This is a genomic window from Mesorhizobium sp. M4A.F.Ca.ET.090.04.2.1, assembly GCF_003999085.1.
Lineage (GTDB): Bacteria > Pseudomonadota > Alphaproteobacteria > Rhizobiales > Rhizobiaceae > Mesorhizobium.
On record NZ_RZOT01001003.1, the window covers coordinates 1 to 589 of the forward strand.

Sequence of the window (589 nt, forward strand, 5' to 3'; positions counted from 1 at the left end):
AATTGCCGGTTGCTGGTCGCGGTGCCTGGACGTCATGGCCAATTCCGCGTCATCGACGCTTTCTCGCGCATCGTCAGGCTGGGCGAGGGGCTGACCGCAACCGGTCGGCTTGGTCAGGCGGCGATGGACCGCGCCGTCGAGGCGCTCAAGGTGTGCGGCGAGAAATTGCGCAACCGCAAGATCAGGAAGGCGCGGCTGATCGCGACGGAAGCCTGCCGCGCGGCCGAAAACGGTGTCGAGTTCCTCGATCGTGTCGAGCGCGAGTCGGGGCTGAAGCTGGAGATCATCGACCGCCAGACCGAGGCCAGGCTGGCGGTATCGGGCTGCGGCTCGCTGGTCGAGCGTGACACGCAGGGCGTGGTGCTGTTCGATATCGGCGGCGGCTCCTCCGAGATTGCGCTGATCGACCTTACCGGCCATCGCTCGCCGCGGCTCGCCAACCACATCGTCTCCTGGACATCGTTGCCCGTCGGCGTCGTTTCGCTGGCCGAGCGCTTCGGCGGCCGCACGGTGACGCGCAAGACCTTCGCCGCAATGGTCGAGGACGTGGCGGCGCGGCTGAAGTCCTTCGATGGACGCGACCGGCTCG

Annotated in this window: 1 pseudogene; it reads left to right on the forward strand. The window is 67.6% G+C overall.

Features of this window, described 5'->3' with window-relative positions:
* Window positions 1-589 (forward strand): annotated as a pseudogene (locus EN781_RS33740) (Ppx/GppA family phosphatase); the annotation flags it as partial.